The following is a 24,467-nucleotide window of genomic DNA, read 5'->3' as shown; positions in this document are numbered from 1 at the left end:
TGGATCTCGATACGCCCGCTTCGCGGGCTACTCGATCAGCATGAGCGGCCCCCCTTCGCGGGCTGCTCGATCAGCATGGGGGCACCCGCACCGACGAGCCGGAAACGACAGAAGGCCCGGGCCCTGCGTGAGCAGGACCCGGGCCTTCCCTCGCACTCGCTGGCGGTTCGCGGCGCCGTCGGCTGCAAGGCGGAGGAGGAGAGCTGTAGCGGAGCTACTGCCGACGACGACAACGCCGCAGACGGCGGTGCCGCGGACCGTCAGCCCTTCGTCGCGCCGGCGAGGAGGCCGCGGACGAAGAAGCGCTGGAGGGCGAAGAACACGATCAGCGGGACGATGATCGAGATGAACGCGCCGGCCGTGAGGAGCTCCCACGACTGGCCGTACGAGCCCGAGAGGTCCTGCAGAGCCTTCGTGATCGGCAAGCCCTGCCCGGAGGTGAAGACCGTCGCGACCAGCAGGTCGTTCCAGACCCAGAGGAACTGGAAGATGCCGAACGAGGCGATGGCCGGGACCGACAGCGGCAGCACGATGCGGAAGAAGATCTGGCCGTGGCCGGCTCCGTCCACGCGAGCCGCCTCGATGACCTCGCCGGGGATCTCCGAGATGAAGTTGTGCAGCATGAAGATCGCCAGCGGGAGCGCGAAGATCGTGTGCGCGATCCACACCTTCGCGTACGAGCCGTCCAACCCGTTCACTCCGAGTCCGGGGAGGATGTAGAGGTTGCCGATGCGCAGGCCGTCCGAGAACAGCTGCAGCAGCGGCACGAGGGCCATCTGGATCGGCACGATCTGCAGCGAGAACACGAGCACGAAGAGCGTGTTGCGGCCCTTGAAGTCGATCCACGCGAACGCGTAGGCCGCGAGGCTGGCGATCGTGATCGGGATGAGCGCCGCCGGCAGCGTGATGACCAGCGAGTTCACGAACGCCTTGCCCAGCGTCAGGCTGTCGCCGGAGTTGAGCGCGTTCGCGTAGTTGTCGAGGGTGAAGCCGGGGTTGGCGAAGATCGTCCACCAGCCGGTCGTCTTGATGTCGTTCGCGGGGCGGAACGACGAGATGAACAGCCCGAGGGTCGGGATGGTCCAGATCGCCGCGATGATCGCGGCCGCGAGCGTCGCTCCGCGCGAGGTGGTCGCCTTGCGGACCTTGCCGCTGGCCGCCTCGATCTTCGACTCGCCGCGGGCGAGCGCGCGCTCGGTGCTGCGGTCGACCGGAACCTGGATCGGAGTGGGCGTGACGCTCATCGGATCTCCCTCTGCTTGGCGAGCTGGCGGGCGTTGTAGACGACGATCGGGAGCACGAGCAGGAACAGGATGACCGCGAGGGCCGCGCTGTAGCCGCTGCGGGCGCCGAGCTGGAACTGGCGCACCATCTCGAAGGCGAGGACGGTGGTGTCGGAGCGGCCGCCGGTCATCGCCGAGACGATGTCGAAGACCTTCAGCGACGCGATCGAGATCGTGGTCAGCACGACCACGATCGAGGAGCGGATGCCCGGGACGACGACGTTCCAGAACGACTGCCAGGCGTTGGTGCCGTCGAGCGACGCCGCCTCCAGCTGCTCGGACGGCACGCCCTTGATGGCGGCCGAGAGGACCGTCATCGCGAAGCCGGCCTGGGTCCAGATCAGCACGACGACCAGGAACAGCGTGTTCCACGGCTCGAGGCCCAGCCAGTCGACGGGCGAGCCGCCGAACGCGGTGAGGATGCCGTTGAGGACACCGATCTGCTCGCCCTGGCGGGTGTCGTAGAAGAACTTGAAGATGATCGAGGCGCCGACGAACGAGATCGCCATCGGCATGAAGACCAGCAGCTTGAAGAACTTCTCGCCGCGGCTCTTGTCGATGAACACCGCGTAGGCGAGGCCGATCGCGGTGGCGGTGATCGGGGCGAGGAGCACCCAGACCACGGTGTTGAGGAACGCGGTCACGCCGTCGGGGCTGGTGAAGACCCAGATGAAGTTGTCGAGGCCGGCGAAGCCGGAGCCGTCGTTCTTCATGAAGGCGTTCAGCGCGGTCGTGATCGTCGGGTAGATCAGGCCGATCAGGATGAAGAAGGCGGCCGGAGCCATGAACGCGATCAGCTGCAGTCCGTAGCCCGCGCCTTTGCGGGACCGGAAGTCGAGCAGGAAGAGGATGCCGCCGATGACCGCCGCGACGACCGCGACCCACATCACCGAGTTGTAGAGGCCGAACGCGAGGAGGAGGACCACCGGGAGGAGGACCGTGACGGCGAGGCGGAGGACCGTGTATCCGGTGCCGCGCCGCGGGGCGATCTCGACGAAGAAGAGGATGATCGCGACGACCGCCGCGAACGCCAGAAGGATGATGGGGATCTGCGCGAGCGGGGGGATGCTCGCCAGCCACTGGAAGAAGCCGGACATGGACGCCCTTTCGAGTGCGACTCTGAACTCTGGTGAGGCCCGGTCCGGCCGGACCGCGGGTGCGGTCCGGCCGGACGGGCATCGGTCGAGGGCCGCCGCTCCGGGGAGCGACGGCCCTCTCCGCGACTGCTAGGAGGTGTAGCCGGCCTGGATCTCCTCGAGGACCTGATCGGTGCTCGAGCCGTCGATCCAGTCGACCATGCCCTTCCAGAAGCTGTCGGCGCCAACGGACTTCGGCATGAGGTCCGAGCCGTCGAAGCGGAAGGTGGTGTCCGGGTCCTGGAGGATCCCGATGGAGTCCTTCAGGATGTCGCTGCCGGCGTTGGCGGCGTCGAGGCCGGTGTTCGCCGAGATGACGCCACCGAGCTTGACGCGGCTGTTGGCCCAGTCGGCACTGGCCAGGTACTCCTGGACCTTGGCGGTGTCCTCGTCGTTCGAGAACGCGGCGACCATCTCGCCACCACCGGTGACGGCCTGGGCGTCGCCCGCCTCGGCCGGCGGGGTGAGGAAGGCCCAGACGTCGCCGTCCTCGGCGACGTTGGCGCCGGCCGAGATCAGGAAGCCCTCGAAGAACGAGGCCTGGTGGGTCAGCGCGCAGGTGCCGTTGGCGACGTTCTGCGCGACGTCGCCGAAGGCGGTCGAGTTGATCGAGGAGACGTCGCCGTAGCCGGCGTTGACCAGCGTCGGGTCGAGGAGGATCGAGCCGACCTTGTCGAAGGCCGCCTTGATCTCGGGGTCGGTGAACGGGGTGTCGCCCGCGACCCAGGAGTCGTACACGTCGGGGCCGGCCTCGCGGAGGACGGCGTCCTCGATCCAGTCGGTGCCCGGCCAGCCGGACGCCTCACCGGAGTTGAAGCCCGCGCACCAGGACGGTCCGCCGGTCTTCTCGGCGATGGTCTTGCCCAGCGCCTCCATCTCGTCCCAGGTGGTGGGAACGGAGACGCCCCACTCGGCGAACTTCTTCGGCGAGTACCAGATGTAGCCCTTGACGGAGGCCATCAGCGGCGCGCCGTACTGGGTGCCGTCGACCTGGCCGTACTTCTGCCAGTCCTCGGACCAGTTGTCCTGGACGTTCTTGAGCGCGCCGGCGGGCAGCTCCTGGACCTTGCCGGAGGCGACGGTGTCGGCGAGCAGACCCGGCTGCGGGAAGATCGCGAGGTCGGGGGTGTCGCCACCCTGGACCTTGATGCCGATCTGCTTCTCGAACTCCTTGTCGCCGGTGTACTTGATGTCGATGCCCGACTCCTTCTCCCAGTCCGCCCAGGACTGCTCGAGAAGGGTGGCCTCGTCGCCGTTGATGGTGCCGTAGACGTTGACGACGCCGTCGGCGGTGCCCACGGTGCCGGCGGAGCTGCCGCCGCCCGCGTTCGGGTCGTTCGGGTCGCTGCTGCTCGAGCAGCCGGCGAGGGCGATCCCGGCCGCTGCGAGAACGGCGACGGGAAGGGTGATACGGCGGTGCAGGGATGACCGCATGGTTCCTCCTCATTGAGTGGTGGTTCAGCCGAGGGCCGGTGCCGTCCGGCGGGCCGGCGGGCTGAGGCGACTCGAAGCAGGTGCTGCGACGACTCGGATGCTGTTGGTGGTTCCGTGCGGAGACTCTCCGAGCGGAACACCGGGTTCGTGTGGCTCGGGCCTCCACGGAGGGAAACCTTTCCACAAGATCGATGAAAGCACAACGGCGGCGATAGAGCGCTCTCTGAGATAACGATCCGGCGACGAACCGCGGTAAATCGGGCCGTGCGCCGCGGGAGATCGATCTCGACGCTCCCCCTCGCGTCGAGCCCGGGGTATAACTTTCTGGAACCGTTTCCAGCACCGACGCCGGACGGTCCGGGAGGAACGCCGTGCCAGGCATCGAAGAGGTCGCCGAGCTCGCGGGAGTGTCGAAGGCGACCGTCTCGCGCGCCCTGAGCGGCCGCGGCTACGTCTCCGCCGGGACGAAGCAGCGGGTCGAGCACGCCGCGTCGAGCCTCGGCTACGTCGTCTCGGCCAACGCCTCGAGCCTCGTCACCGGGCGCAGCAACAACGTCGCCGTGATCATCCCGGTGATCAACCAGTGGTTCTTCGGCGGGATCATCGAGGGCATCGAGCGCGCCCTGCTCGCCGCCGGCTACGACCTGCTCCTCTACAACATCGACAAGCACCACGACGCGCGCCGCAGCGTCTTCGAGTACTACCTCGTCCGCAAGCGCGTCGACGCGATCGTCGCCGTGACCCTCGAGATCTCGCCCGACGAGACGGAGGCGCTGCTCGCCCTGGGCAAGCCGATCGTCGGGATCGGCGGCTCGCTCCCCGGCATCCCCACCTTCAGCATCGACGACGTCGCCGCGGCCCGGCTCGCCACCGAGCACCTGCTCTCCCTCGGCCACGAGCGCATCGTCCACATCGGCGGACTGGCGGAGGAGGAGATGGACTTCCACGTGCACACCAAGCGCCACGAGGGCTTCTCGCAGGCCCTCGCGGCGGCCGGACTCGAGCGCGAGGCCGGCCACTTCGTGCCGACCCGGTTCGACATCCCCGGCGGGCACCGGGCCGGGCGTCAGGTGCTCGGCGACCCGCGGACCCGGCCGACCGCGATCTTCGCCGCCTCCGACGAGATCGGGATCGGGATCATCCTCGCCGCGCGCGAGCTCGGGCTGTCGGTGCCGGAGGACGTCTCGATCATCGGGATCGACGACCACCCGCTGGCCGAGCTGTTCGGCCTGAGCTCGATCCGCCAGGACCCGCGCCAGCAGGGCGAGCTCGCGGTCGCGCTGGTTCTGGAGGCGCTGGCCGCGCTGGCCCGGGGCGAGGCGCCGCCGCCCGCCCGGCACACGACCATCCCCGCCTCCCTCGTCATCCGCACCAGCACGTCGGCCCCGCGGGGCGCGAGAATCGGAGCATGAGCGACTCCGCCGCCCCCTCCCCCGTCGTCCGCGATGCGCCCGAGCGCTCCCGCTTCGAGATCTCCGTCGGCGGCGAGACGGCCGGCTTCGCGGCCTACGTCCGCCACGGCGACGAGGTCGTGCTGACCCACACCGTCGTCGACGACGCCTGGGAGGGCCACGGCCTCGGCAGCGTCCTCGCCCGCGCCGCGGTCCTCGCGGTGACGGAGGCGGGAGGCACCGTCGTCCCGCGCTGCCCCTTCGTCGCGGCCTGGCTCCGCAAGCACCCGGACTCGGGCGCCCGCGTCCGCTGGCCCGAGGACTGACGCGGGGCGGCCGCGTCCGCTCCATGCTGATCGAGTAGCCCGCGCAGCGGGCGTATCGAGATCCCCCAGCATCAGAACAGGAGCCTGCAGACCCGCCGTACTGAGGACGCCGGGTCTCGATACGCCCCTGCGGGGCTACTCGACCAGCATGGAGGCGAGCGCCGCCGCTCAGGCGGGCGGAGTGCGGGAGCCGATCTCCTGGAGGGACCAGGTGTTGCCGTCGGGGTCGGCGAAGTGGGCGTACTTCACGCCGCCCATGTCCTGCACGTCCGACAGCTCGAGACCGCGCCCGACCAGCTCGGCACGGGCGGCATCGATGTCGTCGACGACGAGGTGCAGCCCGCGGACGACGCCGGCCTCGGGTCCGGGCCCCATCCCGGAGCCGATCACGATCGAGCAGGAGGAGCCGGGCGGTGTCAGCTGGACGACCCGCATCGACGGCGAGGGCCGGACGTCGTGGTCGACGTGGAAGCCGACGACGTCCGCGTAGAACGCCAGCGCCCGATCGACGTCGGAGACGGGCACGGGGACGAGTTCGAGTCGCATCTGCACGCGCTCATCCTGCACGAGTCGCTGACGACCGTGGGTCTCGATACGCCCCTCCGGGGCTACTCGACCAGCAGGGAGAGGGCGGGGTCAGTCGCGCGGGGCGACGACGAGGCGCTCGTGCATGATCTCGACGGCTCGCTCGAGGACGCGGCGGTCCTCGGGGCGGAGGTCGGCGAAGATCGGCGTGAGGGCGTCGCCCAGCTGGGTGCGCCAGGCGCTGAGCGCCGCGGCGCCGTCGGGGGCGAGGCGGATCTGCCAGGCCCGCGCGTCGGCCGGGTCGGCGATGCGGTCGAGCCAGCCGGCCTCGACGAGGTTCTTCACGATCTTGGTCATCGTGGGCTGCGAGACGCGGCTCTGGGTCGCCAGCTCGCCCAGGCGCATCGGCCCCATCGACAGCAGCACCGACAGGGTGCGCCAGACCGCCTGCGACTCCTGGTTGTCGGTGGCCTGCGCGGCGAGGCGGGTGATCCGGTGCGTCACCGAGACGAAGTCGCTCAGCAGCTCGCTCAGCGACACCTCGCTGGGCGGCACGTCGCGGGCCGGCAGGCCTGCGAGCGGATCGATAGCAGTCACCCGCCGATTCTAGAGGCTGCATCGCGCGGCACCGGGGAGGCCGGTCACCCCCGGTCGGTGACGCCGAGGCGGCGACGACAGCGCAGGGAGAACAGGGAGACGACGAGCGGGAACGACGAAGGGCGCCGCCTCCGAGGAGACGACGCCCTGCGCCGGTGGGGCCGCCCGAGGGAGGACCCGTGCACCCTGACGGGTGCGAGGGGATTACTTGACGGTGACGGTCGCGCCGGCGGCCTCGAGCTGGGCCTTGGCCTTCTCGGCGGTCTCCTTGTTGACGGCCTCGAGGACAGCCTTGGGGGCGCCGTCGACGACAGCCTTCGCCTCGCCGAGGCCGAGGCTCGTGAGCGCGCGGACCTCCTTGATGACCTGGATCTTCTTCTCGCCGGCGGCCTCGAGCACGACGTCGAACTCGGTCTGCTCCTCGACCTCTTCGGCCGGGGCGGCCGGGCCGGCGACACCAGCAGCGGCGACGGGCGCGGCGGCGGTGACCTCGAAGACCTCTTCGAACTTCTTCACGAACTCAGAGAGCTCGATGAGCGTGAGCTCCTTGAAGGCCTCGATGAGCTCGTCCTGCGTGAGCTTTGCCATGATTTTTCTCCTTGTTGTTTCTTGTCTACGAACCGCGTGCGCACTGCCTCCCGGAGGGAAGCGTCAGCTCGCGGACTCCTGCTTCTCGCGCAGTGCCTCGACCGTGCGAACGGCCTTGGACAGCGGCGCCTGGAACAGGTAAGCGGCACCGAAGAGCGAGGCCTTGAAGGCGCCGGCGAGCTTGCCGAGCAGCACTTCACGGGACTCGAGGTCGGCGAGCTTTCCCACCTCTTCCGCGGTCAGCGGGTTACCGTCGAAGTAACCGCCCTTGACCACGAGGAGAGGGTTTGCCTTGGCGAAGGCACGCAGCGACTTCGCGACGGCGACGGGGTCGCCGTGCACGAACGCGATGGCCGAAGGGCCAGCGAGCTCGGCGTCGAAGGACGAGATCCCGGCGTTGTTCGCCGCGATCTTGGTCAGCGTGTTCTTCACCACGGCGTAGGTCGCGTGCTCACTGATGTCCTTGCGCAGCGTCTTGAGCTGAGCAACAGTGAGACCGCGGTACTCGGTCAGCAGAACGGCGGTCGAACTCTGGAACTTCTCCGTGAGTTCGGCGACCGAGGCTTCCTTGTTCGCCATGGCTACTCCTGTGAATTCTCGTGCCGGTAGCCCGAAGGCACGCAAAGAAAAAGGCTCCGGCGCAGGAGCGCGGGAGCCTGGGGATCGCGATGAACGCGGAACACATCTCTTGCACACCTGCGCGGGCCATTCGCTTCGCGAATCCTTCGTCCGGTGGCGATCCGCGGGGCCTGGGCCCTGCTCGTGCGCACACCGGAAACCGGCGGTCTTTGGCTTCGGGAAGCGTACGACGTGGACGGGGTCGTGCGCAAGTCGGATCGACGCGGGATGCTGGAGGGATGACCGGCCCGTCCTCCCCTCCCGACCCCGAGACCGGCGGGGACGCCGAAGGCGATCGCGCGACCGGGGGCGCAACCGACGCCGCGATCGCCGCTGTCGAGGGCGAGCTGAGCACCCTCTTCAACCGGGTGCGCGACGCGATGCGCTCCGCCGCCGAGCGCCTGCACCCCGACCTCAGCACCGCCGGATACCGGACGCTCGCCACCCTGGAGCGGCGCGGCCCGATGCACTCGGGCGCCCTGGCCGAGCTGCTCGAGACGGACAAGTCCTCGATCAGCCGGCAGATCTCCGCGCTCGACCGCCTCGGTCTGCTGCAGCGCTCCCCCGACCCCGACGACGGGCGCGCGACGATCCTCTCGGTGCCGCCGGAGACCGCCGAGCGGATGCGGGCGATCCGCAGCTCCCGCCAGGCGCTGATGCACGAGGAGCTGCGCCGCTGGGACGCGGGCGACGTCGAGCTCTTCGCCGTCCTCCTGCGCCGTATCACCGCCCTGGACATGCGCGGCGCTACCACCGGGCCCGCCGACGGACAATCGGGCGCGGTGCCGGCGCCGACCGCGTAGCGTCCAGGGGGATGGAATCGCTCGCTCCTGCCTCCCTTCCCGGCGACGTCGACGGCTCTCTGGCCCTCGCCCGCACCCTCTCCGCCGACCCGCCGCGGCCCGGCACCGGCCGCACCGCCGAGCTGCACGGCCTGCTGGAGCGCCTGGCCCGGCACGACCTCGGCGTCGCCCGCGCGATCGAGCCGCACCTCGACGCGCTCGCGATCCTCGGCGAGGCGGGCCTGTCCGCCGCGGACGTCGGCGTGCAGGACGACGCGGTCTGGGGCGTCTTCGCGGCGGAGGGCGGCGACGAGCCGCTCGTCGCGACTCCCGAGGGCGACGCCTGGCGACTGGACGGCGTGAAGCCCTGGTGCTCGCTGGCCGGCCGCCTGGACGCGGCGCTGATCACGGCGCACGTCGGCGAGGGCTCCGGCGAGCGCCGGCTCTTCGCCGTGCGCCTCGGCGACGGCACCGCGACCCCGGAGGAGAACGCCTGGCACCCCCGCGGGCTGACCGAGATCCCGAGCGGGCCGGTGCGCTTCGCCGGTGCGCGCGCCCAGGAGGTCGGCGCTCCCGGCTGGTACCTCTCGCGACCGGGCTTCGGCTGGGGCGGGATCGGCGTGGCCGCCTGCTGGCTCGGCGGGGCCCGGGGGGTCGCCGCGACGCTGGCCCGGGCGGCCGCCCGCCGCGAGGACCCGCACCTGCTCGCGCACCTCGGCGCGGTGGACACCGCCCTGTGCGCCGGGCGGCGCGCGCTCGACGAGGCCTCGGCGCTGATCGACGGGGGCGAGGCCGAGGGCGCTCGCGGCGCACTGCTGGCCAAGCGGGTCCGCGGCACGGTCGCGAGCGCCGTGGAGGAGATCCTGCTGCGCGCCGGTCGCGCGCTCGGACCTGCTCCGCTGGCCCTCGACGCGGAGCACGCGAAGCGGGTCGCCGACCTCGCCCTCTACGTCCGCCAGCACCACGCCGAGCGCGACGACGCGGCCCTCGGCCGAGCGGTCCTCGCCAGCGGCGAGACGGAGGAGTGGTGAGCCGCGTCATCGAGTTCGACGGTCACCTCGAGGGCACACCGGTCGAGCGCTGGCGCGAGGACGGGCGGCTCGACCGGCTGCCGGTCCTGCCGGAAGACGCACTCCTCTCCGTCGACCGCGTGCTCGCCGTCGTCGCGCACGCCGACGACGAGACGCTCGGCTGCGGCGGCACGATCGCCCTGGCCCGCCGCCTCGGCATCCTCGTGGACGTCGTGATCGTGACGGACGGCGGCGCGGCGCACGGCGCCTCCTCCCCCGGGGCCGCAGCCGCCCTCGTCGCCGAGCGCCGCGCCGAGGGCCGGGCCGCGCTCGACGAGCTCGGCGCCGGGATCGGCCTCGCCTTCCTCGACGTCCCCGACTCCGCCACCCCCGAGCACCGCGACCGGATCCTCGCGGAGGTGCTCGCCCGCGCCGCCGCCGAGCCCGGCCGGGTCCTCCTGCTCTCCACCTGGACCGGCGACGGCCACCGCGACCACCGCGTCGTCGGCGAGGTCTGCGCCGAGGCGGCCGAGACCCTCGGTCACCCGCTGCTCGCGGCGCCGATCTGGCTCTGGCACTGGGCCGCGCCCGACGACGCCGAGGTGCCGTGGCCGGCGCTCGTCCGCGTCGAGGCCGACGAGGACCTGCGGGAGCGGAAGGCCCGCGCCCGCGAGCGCTATCCGAGCCAGACCGCGCCGGGACCCGGCGGGATCGCCCCGGTCCTCCACCCGCTCTTCGTCCGGGCCTTCGCCGGCGACGACCGCCTGTTCCGGGTCCGCTGATGGCCCGGCCGGAGCTAGCGCACGGCGATCCGACCGACAAGTGGCGGAGAGAAGCCCCGATCCTGCCTAGGCTCGGGGGGACGGACGGGCGCGGCCCCGGCGACGAGGACACGGGGATGAGCTACTTCGACGAGCTGTACGAGCGGCACGAGGACCCCTGGGGGTACACGAGCCGCTGGTACGAGGAGCGCAAGCGCGCCCTCACCCTCGCGAGCCTGCCCGAGCGCCGCTACGACTCCGTCCTCGAGATCGGCTCCTCGATCGGCGTGCTGGCCGAGGCCCTCGCCGCGCGGGCCGAGCGCCTGCTGGCGATCGACGTCTCCGCGGCCGCCGTGGAGCGGGCCGCCCGCCGGCTCGCGCCGCTCGCGCACGTGCGGGTCGAGCACCACGACATCACCCGCGGGGTGCCGGAGGGTCCGTTCGACCTGATCGTGCTCTCCGAGGTCGGCTACTACCTGGGGCGCGAGACGCTCGAGCGCACGCTGCGCGGGGTGCGCGACCGGCTCTCCGCGTCCGGCGAGCTCGTCACCGTGCACTGGCGGCACCCGATCGACGGCCTCGAGCTCGACGGCGACGCCGTCCAGAGCGCCGTCGCCGGTCTCGGCCTGCACCGGATCGCCCGGCACGAGGAGGAGGACCTGCTGCTCGAGGTCCACTCGCGCGACGGCCGCTCGGTCGCCCGGCGGACGGGGCTGCTGTGACCCGGATCGAGGAGCTGCTGGTGGTCGTGCCGGCCCACGACGAGGAGGAGCGGATCGGCGCCACCGTCGCGTCGGTCCTCCGGAGCGCCGCGCACCTCGCCACGACCGCCCCTGACGTCGCGGTCCGGCTGATCGTCGTGGCGGACGGCTGCACGGACGCGACGGTGGAGCGTGCGCGGGCCGCGGGCGCCGAGGTCCTCGAGCTCGAGCGCTGCGGAGTCGGCGCGGCGCGGGCGGCCGGCATCGCGCACGCCCTCGGCTCCGTCTCCGGCTCCGTCCCGGACGACCGGGTCTGGCTCGCGAACACCGACGCCGACACGGTCGTGCCGGAGGAGTGGCTGCTCGAGCACGTCGAGCACGCCCGCCACCACGACGCGCTGGTCGGCACGGTCCGGCCCGACCCGTCCGACCTCTCGCCGGAGATGTACGGCCGCTGGCAGCGCACCCGCGAGCGGGAGGAGTCGATCGGCAGCATCCACGGCGCGAACCTCGGCGTGCGCGCGAGCGCCTACCTGGCGGCCGGCGGCTTCGGCGGCGAGCCGCTGCACGAGGACGTCCTGCTGGTCGAGCGCCTGCACGCCGCCGGCGCCCGGGTGGGAGCGACCGACCGCGGCGAGGTGACCACCTCCGGACGCCGCCACAACCGCGTGGACGGCGGCTACGGCCCCTACCTGCACGACCGGTTCGCGGACGCTCCGGTCTGCTGACCGCTTCGGTCGCGGACGACCTCTGCTACAACGCGCGGGCGAAAGCAGATCCGCGAGGCCGTTGTCAACGGTCCGGGCCTGAATTGTCACGGCATCCGCAGGAGAGTGGAATGGGGGCCGAGCACGACCCTGTGCTCTCTCCGATGGAAGGGTCACCGCATGAATCCCCGCCTCGTCCTGCTGGCGCTCGTCGCCCTCGCCGCGTACGTCTTCGGCGCCCGCGCCGGCCGCGGACGCTACGAAGAGCTCCGCCATCTCGCACTCGGTGTGTGGAACGACCCGGCCACGAAGAAGACGCGCAAGAAGCTCAAGAAGACCTCGAAGCGCGAGGCGAAGCACTTCACCGCGGTCGCCGACAAGGCACGCGCGAAGGTGCAGCGCTCACTCCGCTGATCGACATCATCTGCAAGGACGCCTTCACGACAGGCGTTGACGCTCGCACCGGAACGGCCGGTCGAGCACACTACGAAGGAGACACATCATGGGCATCATCGGTTGGATCGTTCTCGGCCTCATCGCCGGCGCACTCGCAAAGCTCATCCTGCCCGGCAAGCAGGGCGGCGGATGGATCATCACCATCATCCTCGGCATCGTCGGCGCCCTCCTCGGAGGATTCATCGGCGGCGCGCTCTTCGGGCGCGACGACCCGATGGGCTTCAACCTCGTCAGCATCATCCTCGCTGTCGTCGGCGCCATCATCGTGCTGCTGATCTACGGCGCGATCACCGGCCGCAAGTCCCGCGCGTAGTCACGCCACCCCCGAAGGCCCCCGGCATCCGTGCCGGGGGCCTTCGTCGTTCCCCGAGCGCCCGATGGCGCCGGACGACCGCCGATGTTCGCGGGACGCGCAAGGCCTTGCACCTGGGCGGCCCCGGGGCGTGGACTGTACTCCGGCCGCAAGCTCTCCGATGCGGCCGATCCCCGGACGAAAGGACGCTCGAGTATGAGCACGGACGCGAACACTGTCCCCACGATCACCCTCAACAACGGAGTCGAGATCCCGCAGCTGGGCTTCGGTGTCTTCCAGATCGACCCCGCCGAGACCAAGGACGCGACGCTCGCCGCCCTCGAGGTCGGCTACCGCCACATCGACACCGCCGAGATGTACGGCAACGAGGCCGGCGTCGGCGAGGCCGTGCGCGCCTCCGGCCTCGACCGCTCCGAGGTCTTCGTCACCTCGAAGCTCAACAACGGCTTCCACGCCCGCGAGGACGCCCTGCAGGCGATCGACGACACCCTCGCCGAGCTGAAGTTCGACTACGTCGACCTCTTCCTCATCCACTGGCCGCTGCCGAAGGTCGGCGACTACCTGGAGACCTGGAAGGCGATGGAGGAGATCTACCGCAGCGGCAAGGCGAAGGCGATCGGCGTCTCCAACTTCCAGACCAACCACCTCAACCGGCTCCGCGCCGAGGCGACGATCGTCCCGGCCGTGAACCAGATCGAGGTGCACCCCTTCCTCACGCAGGAGGAGCTCCGCGCCTACGGCGTCGAGCACGGCATCGCGACCGAGGCCTGGTCGCCGATCGCGCAGGGCAAGGTTCTGGACGACGAGGCGATCGTGCGCATCGCGAGCAGCGTCGACCGCTCCCCCGCGCAGGTCGTCCTGCGCTGGCACATCCAGCGCGGCGACATCGTCTTCCCGAAGTCGGTCACCCGCAAGCGCGTGGAGGAGAACTTCGCGCTCTTCGACTTCGAGCTGGACGACGAGTCGATGACGGCGATCTCCGCGCTCAACCGCGACGAGCGCACCGGCCCGAACCCGGACGAGTTCAACTACATCCCCAGCTGACCCTCGGCTGCTGAGCCGGCACCTCCGGCTCGCCCTCACGCCTCCGGCTCGCGGGATCCTCGGATCCCCGCGAGCCGGAGGCGTCTCCACGTGCCGAACCTCCCGTGGGAGACCTCCGGCACGCAGAATCTGCCTCGGCAAGCGGAAACCGCGGATTCCAGCGAGCCGGACACCGTTCCACGAGCCGAAGCTCCCCGCACCCCACCTCCGGCACGCGGAATCACTCTCGGCACGTAGAAACCCCGGACTCCAGCGAGCCGAACACCGTTCCGCGAGCCGAAGCTCCCCGCACCACACCTCCGGCACGCGGGATCACCTCCGGCACGCGGGATCACCTCCGGCACGCGGGATCACCCTCGGCACGCGGAAACCGCGGACTCCAGCGAGCCGGACACCGATCCGTGAGCCGAAGCTCCCCGCACCGCACCTCCGGCACACCTCCGGCACGCGGGATCACCTCCGTCACGCGGAAACCGCGGACTCCAGCAAGCCGGACACCCTTCCACGAGCCGAAGCTCCCCGCACCACACCTCCGGCACGCGGAATCACCCCCGGCACGCGGAAACCGCGGACTCCAGCGAGCCGGACGTCGTTCCACAAGCCCGAGATCGGTCCGGCGCGGCTCCGGCTCGCAGAAACGGCTTCGGCTCGCGGAAACGGCTCCGGCTCGCGGGATCCGTGGATTCCTGCGAGCCGGAGGGTGTTTCGCGAGCCGGAACGGCGCGGAGGCGGGCGGTGGCTACTGCGAGTCGCGCCAGGAGTGCTCGGGGGCGTAGCCGAGCACCTCGCGGGCGTGGTCGATCGAGAGCAGCGTGTCGTTCACGCCGAGCTCGCCGCGCAGCTCGACGCCGGGGAAGACCTCGGCGACCAGCTCGTCGTTCGGGCGGGTCATCACGGTGTCGGCCGCCGCGATGATGAAGCGGTCGAAGCCGGGCTCGCGGTGCGCGAGGGCCTTCTCGACCGCCTGCGCGCCGTCGCGGCCGTCGATGTAGCCCCAGAGGTTCCACTTGCGCAGTGTCGCGTCGGCGTCGAAGGACGGGAACTCGGCGTAGTCCTCCTCGTTCATCACATTGGAGAAGCGCAGGCCGATGATCGTGAGGTCCTCGTGCCAGCGGCAGAGCTCGATCGCCAGCTGCTCCTCGAGGTGCTTGGTCAGCGAGTAGACCGACTCCGGGCGGGCCGGGTACTTCTCGTCGACCGGGATGTAGGGCGGCGGCACGTCGAAGGGCAGGCCGAGCACGGTCTCGCTGGACGCGTAGACGATGCTGCGGATGCCCGCGCGGATCGCCGCATGGAAGACGTTGAAGGTCGACGACATGTTGTTCTGGAAGGTCGCGATGTCCGGGACGATGCCCGGCGCCGGGACTGCCGCGAGGTGCACGACCGCGTCGATCCCCTCGTAGCGGTCGCCCACGGCCTGCAGGGCGTCGACGACCTGCCCGTAGTCGGTGATGTCGATGCTGATGACGCCCTCGCCGCGGGTTCCCGCGCGGTCGAGGACGAAGACGTCGTGGCCGGACTCGCGGAGACGGGTGACGACGCTGCGGCCGAGTTTCCCGGATCCACCGGTGACTGCGATTCTCATGCTCGAACGCTAACGGGCCGCGGGCCTGCGGACGAGGGGCTGGCGGATCAGCCCGCGACGTGGAGGGAGATGCCGTCGCCGACCTCGGGCGTCGTCTCGTCGGCGACGAGCTCGGTCCAGCGGCGCAGCACGGCGGCGCCGGCCTCGTCGTTGATCGCTCCGTCGACCACGAGGATCGGGTACGGCTTGTCCGGGACGCCCTCCGCGGGGCGGACGTCCACGTGGGCGACGTCGTAGGCGTGCTCGGAGAGCCAGTCGGCCATCGCGTAGTCGCTGCGGGAGTCGCCGACCGTGCGCCAGCGCTGCGGGATCGGGCCGGTGGCGCCGAGCAGCTCGACGGCGCGCTGGGCGCCGAGGTCCTTGCCGAGCCGGTTGGACTCGATGTCGGTGGAGATCACGGTCGGGTCGATGCGGTACTCGACGGCGCCGGTGTCGTTCGGGTAGCGGATGCCGCGGCGCTCGACGCCGAGGCCGGCCGCGGTCATGATCTGCAGGGCGTCGGCGTCGAAGACGAGCTGACGCTCGAGGTAGTCCTCGCTGGAGAGGTCGACGAGCTGCTCGGCCGAGACCATCGCGCGCTTGGTCTCGTCGAAGAAGACCAGGTCGTCGTAGTCCTCGCGGATCATCCGCTCGAGGTCGCGGGCGACCGCCTCCGGGATCGCGAGCGACTCGTCGACGATCGGCTCGGAGGTGCCGCGGTAGTCGACGGTGAACCAGACGGCGCCCTTCTCGCAGACGCAGACGATCCGCGCGTCGGCCGAGACGCCGCGCTCGAGGAGCGGCGGCAGCACGCGCTCGCGCAGGAACGCGTCGGAGCGACCGGTGTTGAAGACGAGCGGGATGCCGGCGTTCGCGAGCGCGACGAGGTCGTCGGCGATCGAGTCGATGGCGATCGTGCGGCTGATCGGGCTGGCGATCGGGCCGTCGACGTCGAGGAGCAGGCCGAGCGGAGGCGGGGTGGAGGTCATCGTCTCCATTCTGCCGTGCGGGCGCGTCCGGCCGTCCCCGCGAGATGCCACTTGTGCACGCTTTCCTCGGCGTGTCGCGTGCACAAGTGGCATCTCGCGGAGAGCGCAGCTACTCGGACGTGGGGAGGACGAGGGTGCGTTGCGTGAGGGTGCCGTCGGGGGACTCGACGGCGAGGGTGATCAGGGTCTCGGCGTCGCGGCAGGGGACGGAGAGGGCGGAGTAGCCGGTCGCTGAGAGGTCGACGGGGTCGCCGGCCCGGGCGTCGGTGGTGCCGACGGCGAGGCGGGCGGCGACACCGCCTTCGGTCTGCCAGGAGAGCGCGACGGGGACGGAGGCGGTGCGGTCGCCGGCGCAGTCGATCGTCGCGGGCGAGGCGGTGAAGGAGAGGACGGCGGCCGCAGTGGCGGCGGCGCCGGGGGCGGGCGAGGCGACGACGCCCTCGGTCGGGGAGGTCTCGGTCGGGAAGGTCTCCGTCGGGGCGTCGGTGGCCGTCGGTTCCGTCGCGGTCTCCGTGGACTCGGCCTCGGTGGGCGCGGTCGACGGGGCGGCGGCGGCCGAGGCGGAGGGGGCGACCGGGGTGGAGGTCGGGGCTCCGGCGCCGTCGGCGGGGCGGACGAGGAGGACGATCGCGACGATCACGGCGACGAGACCGAGGACGGCCAGGACGATCCCGAGGGTGCGGGCGGTACGGGGCGGCATCGGGACTCCTCGGTGGTGCGGGTGCGGTGGTGCGTCGGTGCGGTGGTGCGGGAGCGGTGGTGCGGGAGCGGTGGTGCAGGTGCGGCGGTGCAGGAGCGGTGGTGCAGGGGAAGAGCGGCGGGAGGGCCGGCGGATCGTGCTCGCCGGCCCTCCCGCGGCGGAGGCTAGACCTCCTCGACCTCGCGGCGGCTGCGGGCGATCAGCAGGGCGCCGAGACCGAGCACGAGCGCACCTCCCGAGAGCAGCAGCCAGGGGCCGGTCTCGACTCCGGTCGAGGCGAGACCGCCGGTACCCGGCTTCGCGACGGGAGCCGCGGTCGCCGTGGCGGTCGGCTCCGGAGCCGCGGTGGGCGCGGCCGTCGGCGTGGCGGTCGCGGTCGGTTCCGGAGTCGCGGAGGGCTCCGGGGTCACCGTCGGCTCAGGAGTCGCGGTCGGCTCCGGGGTCGCGGTGGGCTCCGGGGTCACCGTCGGCTCCGGAGTCGCGGTCGGCTCGGGAGTCGCCGTCGGCTCAGGCGTGGCCGTGGGCTCCGGCGTCGCGGTCGGCGTCGCCGTCGGCTCCGGGGTCCCCGGCAGCTCGACGGCCGCGCCCTCGGGCGCCACGGCGAACAGCGCCCGGGCGACGTCGCTGAACGCGCCGACCGGGTGGTTGCGGAAGACCGGCGAGGTGCCGAAGAGGAAGCCCTCGGTGCCCGACTCCGTCGCGAACGAGACGGCCGAGGCCTGCCCGGCCGCGTCGCTCCGGGACTGCCGTTCGGACGCGACCCAGTGCCCGGCGACGAAGGTGTCCTCGGCGGCGTAGCTCTGCTCCACCGTCACGGACGCGTCGAAGCCCTCGAACCAGAGCGCCGGCGAGACGAAGGCGGTGTCCTGCGGGTAGTCGCCGAGGATCCCGTCGGCCGGCGTCTCGACCGAGACGATGCCGTTCGAGCCGCTCGTACCGGTCTGCGCGGTCAGCGTCGCGAGGCCGAAGTCGGTCGCGAAGGCCGCTCCCGCTCCGCCGCGGCCGACCACGTCGCCGCCCGCCGCGAGGAACTCCTCGACGGCGGTGCGGCCCGCGGCCTGCTCCGGGGTGAAGGACAGCGCGCGGCCCAGCAGCAGCACGTCCGCGTCAGTGAGGACGGTCTCGCCCGAGGCGAGCGTGTCCGCCGTGACGGCGACCGCGTCGGCGAAGCCGAGCTTGGCCAGCGCGTCGCGGTCCTCGTGCGAGCCGGAGTAGGCGACGCGGACGGCGGACAGCGCGGTGCCGTCCTCGTCCTCGATACGCTCCGCCGTGGTCGCCGTGAAGTCGACGCCGAACTCGGCGGCGGCGGCCTTCGCGGCGGCGAGACCGTCGGCGTCGGCGCGGAGGGCGATCGTGCCGTCGGCGAACTGCTCGAGCGCGACTCCGGCGCCCAGGAGCGCGTTCACCGCCTGGTACTCGAGCACGCCGCGCGGCTCGAAGGCGAGGTAGCCGGCGTCGGCGGGGACGCTGCCGCTCGGGGCGACGGCGGTGACCGGCTCGAGCTCGACGGCGGGCATCGGGTCGAGCGTGGAGCCGACCGGGATCACGTCGGCGCCCCAGAGCAGCGAGAGACTCCAGGCCGAGACGTCGTACATCTCGGGCACGCGGTCGGAGATGTCGGTGCCGTCGGCGAGCAGCACGTTCGCGAGGCCGCGGACGGGCTGGTGCATGTCGACGACGTAGGAGCCGGCGGCGTAGGTCGTGCCGCCCGCTGTCATCGCCGTGGTCGTGCGATCGACCTCGACGCCGTGCGCGAGCAGCTGCGCGACGAGGGTCTCGGCGTCGGACGAGGAGCGCTGCGCGTCGCCGGCGGGGATCACGTAAGCGCGGGGGTACTCGGTCGTGTAGACGTCGGTCTCGTCCCAGATCTCGGTCCACTCGGTCGGCGTGCCGGCCGGCAGGTCGGACGCGGCGACGTCGGCGGGGATCTCGACGGCCGGGGCGCCGGTGACGCCGCGCTCGAAGATCTGCACCTGGTTGCTGAGCAGGGCGTCGCGGTTGGCCTCGATGTAGTCGACCGAGGCGTCCATGACGATCCCGGCGACCTCGATGTCGATGTCGGCGTTGGCCTGGCCCTGGGCGATCTCCTCGGGCGTCTCGTTCGCGGTGCGGCCGAGCGGCAGCTCGACCGTGTTGGTGATCGCGCCCTGGAAGGCGACGTACTGCGGCGCGAAGATCGGGGGCCAGTCGTCCCAGCCCGCGCGGATGTCGCGGTAGGGGATCAGGATCTGGCCGGTGTTCTCGGTCGTGACGCTGCCGTCGGCGGCCTTGTAGGTGTTGCCGGGCACGTCCGCCTCGACGACGCGGCGCTCGATCTCGAGCGCGGTCGCGTAGGCGTGCGGCAGGAACAGGTCGTACTCGTAGTTCTCGCCGTGCGGCGGACCGCAGGGCTCGACCTGCAGGATGCCGGTGTAGCCGTGGATGTCGATGAAGTAGGTCGGCTGCAGGACACTCGAGAGGTCGCGGATGACCGCCGCCTCGTTCGTCGCGCCGGTGATCATGTCGCGGTTGGGGTCGTAGCCGGCCGCGACGGCGCGCTGGCCGAGGGCCCGGCCGTCGGGGTTGTTGGTGACGGTGAAGTAGAGGCGGTTGCCCTCGAGGAGCGCCTGGGTCTCGGCGTCCTCGGCGGTGGCGACCTTCTCGATGTAGTTCAGGATCGCGTCGGATCCCTCCCACTCGTTGCCGTGGATGTTGCCGTTGAACCAGGTCGGCACCTTGTACTCGGCCATCAGCTCGGCGTCGGCGGCGGCCGCCTCCGGCTCGTTCTTCAGGCGGTCGCGCCACTCGGCCTGCTGCGCCGTCTCGGCGGCGGTCTCGGGAGCGGTGACGGTGACCAGGTAGATGTCGCGGCCGAGGCCCGACTTCCCGACCACCTGGGTCGAGACGCGGTCGGAGCGCGCGGCGAGGTCGTTCAGGGCCGGGGCGATCCGGTCGTACGGCGTGACGCCGCGGGTCAGCGAGGCGTCGGTCGGGTCGACCGCGACCTCGGTGAGAGCTTCCCGGTAGGGGTAGCTCGCGGGCTCGGTGATCGGCGCCGAGGCGGGGCGGACGAGGTCCACCCGCTCGAAGGCGGAGGCGGCGGTCGGTGTCGCGGTGGTGGTCGCTGTCGCGGCGGGCGCGATCAGCAGACCGCCGGCGGCGAGCGCGAGGGCCGCGCAGCCGGAGGTCAGGGCGGTGCGTGTTCTCAAGCGGAGATCTTTCGTGTCGGAGGTCGGCGCGGACGAGGCTCCGCGCTCGCTCCTGCGTCATCGACCTCGGAGCAACGTGTGAACCCTCTCAGGAACCTAGGCCACCCGTGTTTCCGGCACGTGTCACGCCGGTCCCCCTCCGCGAGATGCCACTTGTGCACGCGACACGCCGTGAAAGGCGTGCACAAGTGGCATCTCGCGGCGGGGATCGGCAGGGATCAGAGGAACAGCGAGAGGAGGAGGACCATGCCGAGGGCCAGGACGGAGGCGAGGGAGACGCCGACCGTCACCGACTTGAGGGCGCCGCGGACGGACTGGCCGAGGAAGCTCTGCAGCAGCCAGAAGGTGTTCGAGGTGACGTGGATGCAGAACAGCGCGCCGGAGCCGGCGGCGAGCGCGATCAGCAGCGGATCGAGTCCGAGCGTCGCGGCGACCGGGGCCACGACGCCCGCGGCGGTGATCGCCGAGAGGGTGACCGAGCCGACGGCGATGTGCAGCACGGCCGCCATCAGCCAGACCAGCAGCAGCGGCGCGGCGGCGTTCGCCGAGAAGTAGCCCTTGAGCAGCTCGCCGAGGTCGCCCTCCGCGATCACCGCCGCGAGCGCGCCGCCGACGCCGGTGAGCAGGAAGATCTGCCCGCCGTCCTGGAAGCCCTTCGCGACCGCCTTCTCCATCCGCGGAGTCCCGACGACGGAGCGGCCGACGAGGCCGGTCGCGATCACGGCGAGCAGCAGCGCGATCACCGGGTTGCCGAGGAACTGCAGCACCGGCACCTCCGCGCCCGCGACCGAGAGCACGGCCTGCGCGGCGATGAGCAGCAGCGCGAGAAGCATCGGGGCGAACAGCAGGAGCAGCGGGCGCTCGCGCGGGGCGTCGGCGTCGCGCGCGTCTGTGTCGCCGTCAGCGGTGGAGCGACCGGCCGCGGAGCCACCGCTCGAGGACCGCCCGGACCCCGCCGACCCGGATCCGCCGACCGCCTCGCTCCCGGCCCGCTCCCCCGCGGGCACCGTCGCGAGCCCGGCGGTCTCGTCGCGCACGACGAGCTGCTCGTCGCGCGCCGGATCCCAGAAGCCCAGGCGGAAGGCGAGCGACATCAGCAGGATCGTGACCACGACGGTCGGTGCGACCACCACGAAGCCGCCCAGCAGCATCACGCCGAGCGGCACCCCGAGCAGCCCGGCGAGCGCCACGGCCGCGAAGCCCGGCACCATCATCACGATGCCCATCTCGAGACCGACGGCGAAGGTGACGGCGACGATGCCCGTGCCGGCCGGGCCGAGCCGCGGCGCGATCCGCCGGGCGAGCGGCGCCGCGATGACGATCAGTGCGTCGACGAAGATCGTCTGCAGATAGGTGGCGAAGGACAGCCCGAGCGCGTACGGGATGCCGCGCTTGCCGAAGACGCGCAGCAGCCCCTCGACGAGGCGGACGACCGCGCCCATCTCGTTGAGCATCGCGCCGATCAGCACGCCCCAGCCGATCAGGAGGCCCGCCTCCATCATCACCTCGCCGAAACCGCGGGTCATGGTCGAGACGGTGTCGACGGGGCCGAGCCCGGTCAGCAGGCCGATGGCCGCGGCGCCCACGGCGAGCGCGAGCACCGGATTGAAGCGGTAGCGGACGATCGCGACGACGACCACGACGATGACCAGGGCGACGACGCCGAGGGTGTACCACTCCGGCATGACGCCTCCTCCGCCCGCGGCGGCGCGGGCTCTCACACCCTAGGGGTGCGGAGGATCCGGCGCAGAGCACCCGCGCCGCCACGCGGGTCTGCCGCGTGACGGGGTCCGCCCCATGGACTCCTGGCCACCGCGGTCCTACGGTGTGCGCATCGGCGATTCCCGTCGCCGCGGTCGGAGCCGCGGATCGTTCGACCCGCAGCACTGCTCTGCCCGCACCCCGAGTGCAAAGGAGCACCTCGTGAACAAACGCCTCCTCCTCACCGCGGCCGCCGCCGTCGCGGTCACGACTCTCGTCTCGGCCCCCGTCGCCCAGGCCACCCCCTCCCCGCTGTCCTTCGTCTCCGTCACCGATCGAGCGACCGGACTCGTCTCGCCGCTCAGCTTCGCCGTCGATGCGGGCGGCACCGCCTACGTCGCGCAGAACTTCGCCGGGATGCTGACCAAGGTCGCTCCCTCCGGCGCGACCTCGACCCTGGTCAGCGCGCCCGGAACCGAGATCGGGGCCGTCTCGGTCCGCGGCTCCACCGTCTACTACAGCGAGGGCGTCCAGGAGGAGGGCGAGGCGCTGCTGCAATCGGTGCCGAGCGGCGGCGGAGCGCCGACGACCCTCGCCGACCTCGGCGCGTACGAGGCGAGCGCCAACCCGGATGCGGGCAACAGCTACGGCTTCCTCGGCCTGCCCGCCGAGTGCGCCGCGCAGGTCGACCCGGAGGTCGCCGGCCCCGCCTCCTACACCGGCCGGATCGACGTGCACCCCTACGCGTCGGCCGCGACCAGCGCCGGCGTCTACGTCGCCGACGCGGCCGGCAACGCGATCCTGAAGGTCACGCCGAACGGCGTCGTCTCGACCGTGGCGGTGCTGCCGCCCACGGCCCCGATCACGATCACGGCGGAGCAGGCGGCGGCCTTCGGCTTCCCGGCCTGCACGGCCGGCTACCGCTACTCGTTCGAGCCCGTCCCGACCGACGTCGAGGTCGGCCCCGGCGGCTGGCTGTACGTGTCGACGCTGCCCGGCGGGCCGGAGGACGCCAGCCTCGGCGCTCGCGGCTCCGTGGTGCGGGTGAACCCGGCGACCGGCGAGATCCGCACGGTGGCCACCGGCCTGCTGAGCGCGACCGGCCTCGCGGTCGACCGCGTCACCGGCACCGTCGTGGTGACCGAGCTGTTCGGCGGCCCGGACGGCACGGGACGCGTGGCGCTGATCCTGCCGCGCACCTCGACGCCGATCACCGGACTCGCGGTCGTCTCGCCTGCGGCGATCGAGCTGCGGGACGGCGCTCTCTACGTCGCCCGCAACGCGTTCGTCCTCTCGCCGGAGGGCGCCCCTCAGCCGATCGGCACCCTGACGGTCGCCCGGCTGCGCGGCGTCGGAGCGGCGATGACCGCGGTCGACTGAGGTCTGCTGCACTCCGCTGAAATCCGCTGAGTCGCCCGGGAAGGCTCGTTCTCCAGCCCGAGAACGAGCCTTCTCGGGCGACTCAGGAGCTCCGGGCCCGCGTGGCGGGGGCTCGGCGCCGCCCAGGGGGAGGGCATAGCGTGGCGGGATGGCACTGACGCTTCCCGAGCCCCGGCTCCCCTCGCTCCTCGACTCCCCGGTGCTGCGCTGGGGAGTCCTCGCCCCCGGCTCGATCGCCGGCACCTTCGTCGCCGCGCTGCAGAAGCACACCCGGCAGCGCGTGGTCGCGGTCGGCTCGCGCTCGCAGGAGCGCGCCGACGAGTTCGCCCGGCGCTTCGGCATCGAGCGGGCCTCGGTCGGCTCCGACGCGGTCGTGAACGACCCCGAGGTCGACGTCGTCTACATCGCCTCGCCGAACTCGGAGCACGCGCGCCAGGCCCTGCGCGCGATCGCCGCGGGCAAGCACGTCCTCATCGAGAAGCCGTTCGCCACCACGGCGGGCGAGGCCGAGATGATCGTCCATGCGGCGCGCGACGCCGGCGTCTTCGCGATGGAGGCGATGTGGATGCGCTACCTGCCGCAGATGGACGTGGTGCGGCAGCTCCTCGCGGACGGCGCGGTCGGCGCTCCCGCGCTGGTCTCCGCCGACTTCGGCGCGGCGTTCGCGTTCGACCCGGCCAGCCGCATCTTCGACCCGGCGCTCGCGGGCGGCGGACTCCTCGACGTGGGCGTCTACGCCTCGTCCTTCGTCTCGATGGTGGCCGGCGCGCCGCAGAGCACCGTCGTCGCCGGCGCGCTGACCTCGACCGGGGTGGACGCGATGGCGACGATCGTCGGCCGGCACGCGCACGGGATCCAGTCGGTCGCGACCTCGACCGTGCTCGCCGACACCCTGCACGCGGCGAGCGTCGCGGGCAGCGAGGGGCGGATCGACGTGCACCCGTCGTTCTGGACGCCGAGCGGCGTCACCCTGACCCGCGGCTCCGAGAGCGGCTCGTGGCGGGATGAGACCGGGCTGCAGGGCGGCGAGGGCCTCGCGTGGGAGGCCGTGCACCTCGCGCAGTACGTGGCGGAGGGGCGCACCGAGTCGCCGGTGCACCCGCTGGACGAGACGGTGCAGGTGGTGCGCACGCTCGACGAGGCGCGCCGCCGCCTGGGCGTCGAGGTCTGACGACAGCGGTTCGATCTGCAGGCGATCCGCCAACCGCGCGGCACTCCCCCGCGGAGGAGAGCGCGTTCCGGACGGCATCGCCTGCAGATCGCACCCGCCGCG

General features: G+C 71.9%; 24 protein-coding genes. 12 read left to right on the top strand and 12 right to left on the bottom strand.

The annotated features are described in order from the left end of the window. Window positions 1-260 precede the first annotated feature (260 nt). The 3 genes from EDF43_RS15545 to EDF43_RS15535 form a co-directional block, all read right to left on the bottom strand. The gene (locus EDF43_RS15545; RefSeq protein WP_123447787.1) at window positions 261-1,244 is read right to left on the bottom strand and encodes a carbohydrate ABC transporter permease; all 984 of its coding nucleotides are present in this window, start codon (window positions 1,242-1,244) and stop codon (window positions 261-263) included. Then, a complete protein-coding gene (locus EDF43_RS15540) occupies window positions 1,241-2,380 on the bottom strand; it encodes a sugar ABC transporter permease (protein ID WP_132437600.1) in 1,140 nt (379 codons plus the stop codon). The genes EDF43_RS15545 and EDF43_RS15540 overlap by 4 nt, the downstream gene beginning before the upstream one ends. 129 nt (window positions 2,381-2,509) lie before the next feature. Continuing rightward, complete coding sequence (locus tag EDF43_RS15535; protein ID WP_123737355.1) at window positions 2,510-3,853, bottom strand: ABC transporter substrate-binding protein; 1,344 nt, start codon at window positions 3,851-3,853, stop codon at window positions 2,510-2,512. A gap of 371 nt (window positions 3,854-4,224) precedes the next feature. On the opposite strand from EDF43_RS15535, the gene EDF43_RS15530 reads away from it, so the two are divergent. Together EDF43_RS15530 and EDF43_RS15525 are read left to right on the top strand one after the other, a co-directional pair. Further along, window positions 4,225-5,265 (top strand): LacI family DNA-binding transcriptional regulator, encoded by a 1,041-nt coding sequence (locus tag EDF43_RS15530; protein ID WP_132437599.1) that lies wholly within the window; start codon window positions 4,225-4,227, stop codon window positions 5,263-5,265. Continuing rightward, entirely contained in the window at window positions 5,262-5,570 is a 309-nt protein-coding gene (locus EDF43_RS15525; RefSeq protein WP_132437598.1) for a GNAT family N-acetyltransferase, read from the top strand. Before EDF43_RS15530 ends, EDF43_RS15525 begins: the two co-directional genes overlap by 4 nt. 168 nt (window positions 5,571-5,738) lie before the next feature. Here the strand turns inward: EDF43_RS15525 and EDF43_RS15520 are convergent, their stop codons facing one another. The 4 genes from EDF43_RS15520 to rplJ all read right to left on the bottom strand — a co-directional run bounded on the left by EDF43_RS15520 (window position 5,739) and on the right by rplJ (window position 7,859). Next, window positions 5,739-6,122, bottom strand: coding sequence for a VOC family protein (locus tag EDF43_RS15520; protein ID WP_243646336.1), 384 nt, complete (start codon window positions 6,120-6,122; stop codon window positions 5,739-5,741). An 84-nt stretch (window positions 6,123-6,206) separates the two neighbouring features. Beyond that, the gene (locus EDF43_RS15515; RefSeq protein WP_243581350.1) at window positions 6,207-6,692 is read right to left on the bottom strand and encodes a MarR family transcriptional regulator; all 486 of its coding nucleotides are present in this window, start codon (window positions 6,690-6,692) and stop codon (window positions 6,207-6,209) included. 204 nt (window positions 6,693-6,896) lie between these two features. Further along, on the bottom strand, window positions 6,897-7,280 hold the full coding sequence (gene rplL, locus EDF43_RS15510; RefSeq protein ID WP_055791021.1) for a 50S ribosomal protein L7/L12: 384 nt from the start codon (window positions 7,278-7,280) through the stop codon (window positions 6,897-6,899). 63 nt (window positions 7,281-7,343) lie between these two features. After that, a complete protein-coding gene (gene rplJ / locus EDF43_RS15505; RefSeq protein WP_123447792.1) occupies window positions 7,344-7,859 on the bottom strand; it encodes a 50S ribosomal protein L10 in 516 nt (171 codons plus the stop codon). A gap of 278 nt (window positions 7,860-8,137) precedes the next feature. Between rplJ and EDF43_RS15500 the strand changes: the two genes are divergently transcribed. From EDF43_RS15500 to EDF43_RS15465, 8 genes are all read left to right on the top strand, one after another. After that, window positions 8,138-8,701 carry a MarR family winged helix-turn-helix transcriptional regulator gene (locus EDF43_RS15500; RefSeq protein WP_165909142.1) on the top strand — a complete coding sequence of 188 codons (564 nt, stop codon included), beginning with the start codon at window positions 8,138-8,140 and terminating at the stop codon, window positions 8,699-8,701. Window positions 8,702-8,712: 11 nt separating this feature from the next. Continuing rightward, window positions 8,713-9,711 carry an acyl-CoA/acyl-ACP dehydrogenase gene (locus tag EDF43_RS15495; RefSeq protein WP_132437596.1) on the top strand — a complete coding sequence of 333 codons (999 nt, stop codon included), beginning with the start codon at window positions 8,713-8,715 and terminating at the stop codon, window positions 9,709-9,711. Continuing rightward, entirely contained in the window at window positions 9,708-10,472 is a 765-nt protein-coding gene (locus tag EDF43_RS15490; protein WP_165909141.1) for a PIG-L family deacetylase, read from the top strand. Before EDF43_RS15495 ends, EDF43_RS15490 begins: the two co-directional genes overlap by 4 nt. Before the next feature lie 116 nt (window positions 10,473-10,588). Further along, on the top strand, window positions 10,589-11,173 hold the full coding sequence (locus EDF43_RS15485; RefSeq protein ID WP_123447796.1) for an SAM-dependent methyltransferase: 585 nt from the start codon (window positions 10,589-10,591) through the stop codon (window positions 11,171-11,173). Next, the gene (locus EDF43_RS15480) at window positions 11,170-11,880 is read left to right on the top strand and encodes a glycosyltransferase (protein ID WP_132437594.1); all 711 of its coding nucleotides are present in this window, start codon (window positions 11,170-11,172) and stop codon (window positions 11,878-11,880) included. The genes EDF43_RS15485 and EDF43_RS15480 overlap by 4 nt, the downstream gene beginning before the upstream one ends. A 159-nt stretch (window positions 11,881-12,039) precedes the next feature. Beyond that, the gene (locus EDF43_RS15475; protein ID WP_123447798.1) at window positions 12,040-12,273 is read left to right on the top strand and encodes a YtxH domain-containing protein; all 234 of its coding nucleotides are present in this window, start codon (window positions 12,040-12,042) and stop codon (window positions 12,271-12,273) included. Window positions 12,274-12,361: 88 nt separating this feature from the next. Continuing rightward, window positions 12,362-12,628: a GlsB/YeaQ/YmgE family stress response membrane protein gene (locus EDF43_RS15470; protein ID WP_056041656.1), complete on the top strand. Its 267-nt coding sequence runs from the start codon at window positions 12,362-12,364 to the stop codon at window positions 12,626-12,628. A 195-nt stretch (window positions 12,629-12,823) separates the two neighbouring features. After that, window positions 12,824-13,672 carry an aldo/keto reductase gene (locus EDF43_RS15465; protein WP_132437593.1) on the top strand — a complete coding sequence of 283 codons (849 nt, stop codon included), beginning with the start codon at window positions 12,824-12,826 and terminating at the stop codon, window positions 13,670-13,672. A gap of 739 nt (window positions 13,673-14,411) precedes the next feature. Here EDF43_RS15465 and EDF43_RS15460 read toward each other — a convergent pair. From EDF43_RS15460 to EDF43_RS15440, 5 genes are all read right to left on the bottom strand, one after another. Next, window positions 14,412-15,257: an NAD(P)-dependent oxidoreductase gene (locus EDF43_RS15460; RefSeq protein WP_123447800.1), complete on the bottom strand. Its 846-nt coding sequence runs from the start codon at window positions 15,255-15,257 to the stop codon at window positions 14,412-14,414. A 47-nt stretch (window positions 15,258-15,304) separates the two neighbouring features. Beyond that, window positions 15,305-16,225, bottom strand: coding sequence for a hypothetical protein (locus tag EDF43_RS15455; protein ID WP_207901789.1), 921 nt, complete (start codon window positions 16,223-16,225; stop codon window positions 15,305-15,307). Window positions 16,226-16,334: 109 nt separating this feature from the next. Beyond that, the gene (locus EDF43_RS15450; RefSeq protein WP_132437592.1) at window positions 16,335-16,925 is read right to left on the bottom strand and encodes a hypothetical protein; all 591 of its coding nucleotides are present in this window, start codon (window positions 16,923-16,925) and stop codon (window positions 16,335-16,337) included. 164 nt (window positions 16,926-17,089) lie between these two features. Beyond that, window positions 17,090-20,113 carry a M14 family zinc carboxypeptidase gene (locus tag EDF43_RS15445; RefSeq protein WP_132437591.1) on the bottom strand — a complete coding sequence of 1,008 codons (3,024 nt, stop codon included), beginning with the start codon at window positions 20,111-20,113 and terminating at the stop codon, window positions 17,090-17,092. Window positions 20,114-20,331: 218 nt separating this feature from the next. Further along, window positions 20,332-21,798: an SLC13 family permease gene (locus tag EDF43_RS15440; RefSeq protein WP_132437590.1), complete on the bottom strand. Its 1,467-nt coding sequence runs from the start codon at window positions 21,796-21,798 to the stop codon at window positions 20,332-20,334. Between the two features lie 238 nt (window positions 21,799-22,036). Between EDF43_RS15440 and EDF43_RS15435 the strand changes: the two genes are divergently transcribed. Continuing rightward, entirely contained in the window at window positions 22,037-23,194 is a 1,158-nt protein-coding gene (locus tag EDF43_RS15435) for a ScyD/ScyE family protein (RefSeq protein ID WP_165909140.1), read from the top strand. A 148-nt stretch (window positions 23,195-23,342) separates the two neighbouring features. After that, a complete protein-coding gene (locus tag EDF43_RS15430; RefSeq protein ID WP_132437588.1) occupies window positions 23,343-24,365 on the top strand; it encodes a Gfo/Idh/MocA family oxidoreductase in 1,023 nt (340 codons plus the stop codon). Window positions 24,366-24,467 lie beyond the last annotated feature (102 nt).

The organism is Rathayibacter sp. PhB179 (assembly GCF_004345345.1).
Lineage (GTDB): Bacteria > Actinomycetota > Actinomycetes > Actinomycetales > Microbacteriaceae > Rathayibacter > Rathayibacter festucae.
This window is presented reverse-complemented; position numbering and strand designations above follow the sequence as displayed.